Origin of the sequence: Streptomyces sp. SID3212 (genome assembly GCF_009865405.1) — a bacterium.
GTDB lineage: Bacteria > Actinomycetota > Actinomycetes > Streptomycetales > Streptomycetaceae > Streptomyces.
The window spans coordinates 1-5,524 of sequence record NZ_WWJY01001146.1 but is presented as its reverse complement, the minus strand read 5'-3'; the positions used below and the strand labels follow the sequence as shown (position 1 = coordinate 5,524).

At 74.5% G+C, this 5,524-nt stretch carries 1 protein-coding gene; it reads right to left on the bottom strand.

The window, feature by feature from the left end; genetic code table 11:
- On the bottom strand, positions 1–5,524 hold a 5,524-nt coding region (locus GT042_RS34330; RefSeq protein ID WP_161312603.1), incomplete at both ends, for an SDR family NAD(P)-dependent oxidoreductase.

Below are 5,524 nucleotides of genomic sequence, written 5' to 3'. Positions count from 1 at the left end.
GTTCGTGGCGGGCGGGGCCGGTGCCGGCGGCCTCTTCGCTCTCGCGCGCGTCGCGGGCCGGCCGTACGGTCTCCCCGGGCCGGGAGCCTCCGGTGCCTCCGGTGCCGGGTGGGCCGTAGCGCAGCCGGGTGTCGAACGGGTACAGCGGGAAACGCACCCGCCGCCCGCCCTGCGGAAACAGGCGTTCCCAGGCGACCGGGCCGCCCGCCGTCCAGGCGCGCACGGCCTCCGCCAGGTCCGGGGGAACCGCGTCGGAGGCCGGTCGGGTGTGGTCCCGCCCGGCGAGGAAGTCGCCGAGCCGCTCACGCAGTCCGGCCGTGTCGCGGCAGACCAGTGCCAGCCTCCGGGGCAGTGCGGTCCGCCCGGTGCGGGAGGTGTGGGCGAGGTCGGCGAGCGGCGTGTCGTCGCCGTCCAGGAAGGCGAGCAGACGCTCCGCGTAGGCGCGCAGGCGTTGGTCGTCCGTGGCGGAGAGGGTCACCACCTGGAGTCCGGATCCGGCGGCCGGAGCTGCCGGCATCTCGGGCGCCTCCTCCAGGACGGCGTGCGCGTTGGTGCCTCCGAAGCCGAACGAGCTGACGCCCGCCCGACGGGGTTCCCGGGGATCGTTCCGCTCCCAGGGTTCCGGACCGGTGGCCAGCCGCAGGACGCCGTCGGAGAGGTCGATGTGCGGGTTGATCTCACGTACATGGGGGGTGCCCGGCAGGGTGTGGTGGCGCATCGCCTGGACGACCGCGATCAGCCCGGCCATGCCGGAGGCCGACTCGGCGTGCCCTATGGACGCCTTCACCGCCCCGAGAAGGCACCCGGCGCCCTGACCACTCCGACCGGCCGGACCACTTTGACCGACCGGACCGACCGGACCGCCGAGGGCGGCGCGCAGTCCGTCGATCTCGATCGGGTCGCCGAGCGGGGTTCCGGTGCCGTGCGTCTCGACGTACGCCAGTGAGGAGCCCGGCACCCCGGCGTCCCGCAGCGCGGCGGTGATCACCTCGGCCTGGGCGGACGGACGGGGCGCGGTGAGTGAGTGTGCCCGGCCACCGTGGTTGACGGCGGTGCCCCGGATCACGGCGTGCACGGGATCGCCGTCGGCGAGCGCCCGGGCCAGCGGTTTCAGGAGGACGGCGGCGACGCCCTCACCACGGACGTAACCGTCCGCCGCCCGGTCGAAGGTGTGGCAGCGGCCGGTGGCGGACAGCATCCCGGCGCCCGCGAGCGAGTCGAAGTACGTCGGTGACAACAGCACGTTGACGCCGCCCGCCAGTGCGAGGTCGCACTGGCCGGACCGGAGCGCGGCGACGGCGTGGTGCAGCGCCACCAGCGAGCTGGAGCAGGCCGTGTCGACGGCCTCACTGGCGCCGCGCAGGTCGAGCTGGTGCGAGACACGGTTGGCGATGACGCTGTGGACGTTGCCGGGAGCCAGGTAGGCGTGGGCGGTGTCCCCGCCGCGTGCGAGCAGTTCGGTGTAGTCGCTGAGCGTCGCGCCAACGTAGACGCCCGTGCGGGAGCCGGCGAGGGCCCGCGGGTCGGTCCCGGCGTCCTCGATCGCGTGCCAGCACGCCTGGAGGAACAGCCGCTGCTGGGGATCCATCAGGGCGGCCTCACGCGGCGAGAGCCCGAAGAAACCGGCGTCGAAGGCGTCCACGTCGGCCAGGAATCCGGCCCGCGGACCGGCGCCGTCCGCCCAGGACCTCACCGGGCCGCCCACCCGTTCGCCCGGGGCGCTGTCCGGGTGGCCACCGCTGACGCAGTCGCGCCCGGCCAGCAGGTTCGTCCAGAACTCGTCGATGTCGTCGGCACCGGGGAAGCGCCCGGCCATGCCGATGACGGCGATCGGCCCGGAACCTGCGGCAACGGAGGGCTCCGAACCGGCTCCAGGCCCCGGAACGGCCCGCGCGTGGGTGGCCGGCGCCGCCGGTTCCTCTGCCCCGGTGACGGCATGATGTTCCGTCAGGTACCCCGACAGCGTGGCGACCGTGGGATGTTCGTAGAGCGCGACCGGTGTCAGGGCGAGGCCGAACAGCTCGTTCAGCCGGTTGACGAGCCGGATCGTCAGTACGGAGTCCATGCCGACGTCGCCGAACCGCTCGTCCACGCCCAGGGCGTTCGGCGGCAGCTTCAACAGGGCGGAGACCTCCGCCGTCAGCCGTGCGTGGAGTGTCCCGGCGTCGACCGCCGCTGTCGCCGTCTCCACGGCGGCGGGCTCCGCACCGAGCGCCGAGGCGATCCGGGTCTGGTCGCCGTGGCCGACGAGGTAGGCACCGGAATCCGCGGTCAGCAGCTCGTCGAGTGCGCGCAGCGCCCGGACGGTCGCGATCGGCCGGAGGCCGGTGGTGGTCTCGGTCAGTCGTACGACGTCCACGGGCATCCGCATGGCACCGTCCCGCCACAGCGGCCAGGCGGCGGAGACCGTGCGCCCGTGCCGCAGGCCCTGGACCCGCCACTCCTCGCGCTGCTCCGCGAAGGCGTCGAGGAAGCGGTTGGCCGCCGCGTAGTCGCACTGGCCGGCGTTTCCGGTCCAGGCGACGAAGGACGAGGTGAGGAGGAGGAAGTCCAGCGGGTCGGAGGCGGTGAGACGGTCGAGGAGCAGCGTGCCGTCCGCCTTCGGTGCCAGGACCGCGCGCAGCGAGCCGGGGGTCTTGGCCGTGAGCGGGGCGTCGTCGAGGACCCCTGCCGCGTGGATGACGCCCCGCAGACCGCCCGCCAGTTCGCGGGCCTGCTCCAGGGCCGCGCCGAGGGAGTCCTCGTCGGTGACGTCGGCCCGCAGGTAGAAGGCCCGCGCACCATGGCGTCGCAAGCCGGTCAGGAGCCGCTCGACGTCCGGCGTGGGGTGCGAGCGGCCGAGCAGGACAAGGGCGGGAATCTGGTGCCGTTCGGCCAGATGAGTCGCCACCAGCCGCCCCACCCCGCCGGCGCCACCGGTGATCAGCACACCGCCGGTACGCGTCGGCGCCCCGGCGCGCCGGATCGGTTCGGCGGGCACGTGCGCCACCGCCTCGGTCCGACGTGTCCAGCGCCGTGTCCCGAGCCGGCGGACCTGTCGGTCCGGACCACAGGCCTCCGCCAACAGGTCCCGTACCGGCGGGAGTCGTGGATCGGCCACCTCGATCCGGCCGAGCCGCAGCCGTACGCCTTCGAGGGCGAGTGACCGGCCCAGCGCGTCCAGGGCCGTCACCGCCGGATCCCCGGGGCGGCACACCACCGCGCAGTCGACGGGGCGGCCGTGCTCGGCGGACCAGCGCGCCAGCGTCAACGGCAGCGCGACGGCGGCCTCCAGGGAGAAAGGGTCCGCGCGGTGCGGACGCAGATCCAGTACGACGATCCGCGCCGCGCGGGCGTCCAGCAGGCCGGGAACGGCTTCCGGGTCCACCGCGTGCGCCGTCCTCACCCCGGTCACCGCGTCCGCACCGGCCCCCGGGGGCTCGTCGCCGACCGTCACCAGGAGCAGTCCGTCGTACGGCGGAGCCGTCGGCGCCGGGGACGGCGTGCCGGGCGACAGCGAGGGGGCATGCGCCCAGAGCGCGCGGTACAGCACCGTCTCCGACGCGGCCCCCGCACCGTCCGCGACACCGTTGTCCCGCGTCGCCTCCGTGCGCGCCGCGCCACCGTCGGCCTCGGTGGCCGCGACGTCTTCCGCGTTCTTCACCGCCGCGCCGCCGCCCGGCAGGAGCGAGGCGGTCAGACCGGCCGGGAGCCAGTGCCTGACCGGTGCGAAGCGGAACGGCGGGAGGCTGACCCGCCGGCACCCCGGCTCCGTCAGTTCGGCCCAGGGCAGGTCCGCTCCGTACGCCCACAGCCGGGCGGGCACCGTGAGGTCCCCGGCACGCAGCCGTTCCCGCAGGAAGGCGACGCCCTCCGGTCCGGAACCGAACACGTCGCCGAGTGCGGGGCGGTCCCCGATCCGCCCGTGCACCAGTCCGGCCACCTCGGCGGACCGGCCGTCCGCGATCAGTTCGAGTGCGGTGAGCAGGTGCGGCAGGTCCGTGGCCGGGAACGCCAGTCGCTCGTCCCGCGGCTGCCTTCCGGCCTGGAGCGTGAAGGCGATGTCGGCGAGCCGGTGTCCCGGGCCCGCCGCGAGCGCGGAACGCAGCCGTCCCGCGTAGTCGCGCAGGTCGGACCCGTCCCGGCCGGAGAGCACGATGAGGTGGGCCCGGCCCGCGACGTCGTCGTCGGCCCCGGCGAGGGAGGGGGGCTCCTCCACCACCAGGTGGACATTGACCCCGCCGGCGCCGAAGGAGCTCAGTCCGGCGCGGAGCGGACCGTCCTGTGTCCGCCACGGCTCCGCGGACTCCTGGAGGCGGAACGGTGTGCGCGAGAAGTCGATGTGCGGGTTGACCGGATCGGTGTGCAGGGTCGGCACCAGGGTGCGGTGGCGCAGTTGCAGCAGCACCTTGGTCAGCCCGGCGACGGCGGCGGCCGACTCCAGATGACCGATGTTGCTCTTGATGCTGCCGATCCCGCTGCGGGATCCGCCCTCCCTCGGTCCCCCGAACGCCTCGGTGAGTCCCCGCACCTCGATCGGATCGCCGAGCGCGGTGCCCGAACCATGGGCCTCGACGTAACCGATCGACTGTGGCTCCACCCCGGCGGCCCGGTGCGCCCTGCGCACCAGGGCCGCCTGGGCGGCGGGGCTGGGAACCGTGAACCCGTTGGTACGGCCGTCGGAGTTGGCGACCGCGGAGCGGATCACGCCGTGAATGTGATCGCCGTCGGCCAGCGCCCGGTCGAGCCGCTTGAGTACGACGGCTCCCACGCCCTCGCCCAGCACGAAGCCGTCCGCCCCCGCCCCGAAGGCCCGGCAGCGGCCACCGTGGGCGAGCATGCCCATCTGCGCGTACTGGATGTGCCGGGCGGGATGCAGCACCAGATTGACCCCGCCCGCCACCGCCGCCGTCACCTCCCCGCGCAGCACCGCGCCACAGGCCAGCTCCAGAGCCGTACCCGACGCCGAACAGGCGGTGTCGACGGTCAGGCTCGGACCGGTGAAGTCGAAGAGGTAGCTGACGCGGTTGGCGATCTGATAGCCCTCCGCCCAGGGGTAGGGCGCGTCTCCGGTGAGCGCCCCCTGGGCGCTGAACAGGCCGTAGTCGTTGGCCATCGCCCCGACGTACACGCCGGTGTTCCGGCCCATGCCCTCGGGGGTGTAGCCGGCGTCCTGGAGTGCCTGGTGTGCCGTCTCCAGGAAGAGCCGCTGGCGGGGGTCCATCAGTTCGGCCTCGGCGGGAGAGATGCCGAAGAAGAGGGAGTCGAACTCGTCGACGCCGTCGAGCAGCGCCGCCCACCGCGAGTAGGTACGGCCCGGGCCGCCTGCGGAGTCGTAGAGCGCCTCGTGGTCCCAGCGCTCGGCGGGGATCGTGCCGACGGAGTCCCGTCCGGCGAGGAGGTTGTCCCACAGCTCGTCGACGTCGCGGGCACCGGGATAGCGCCCGGCCAGTCCGATGACGGCGACCCCCACGACGTCGGTGTCCGCCGCCGCGGATCCGGGGCGCGGCGCGCCGTCGGCGCGGCCGGGCTCGGCGGGTGCCGG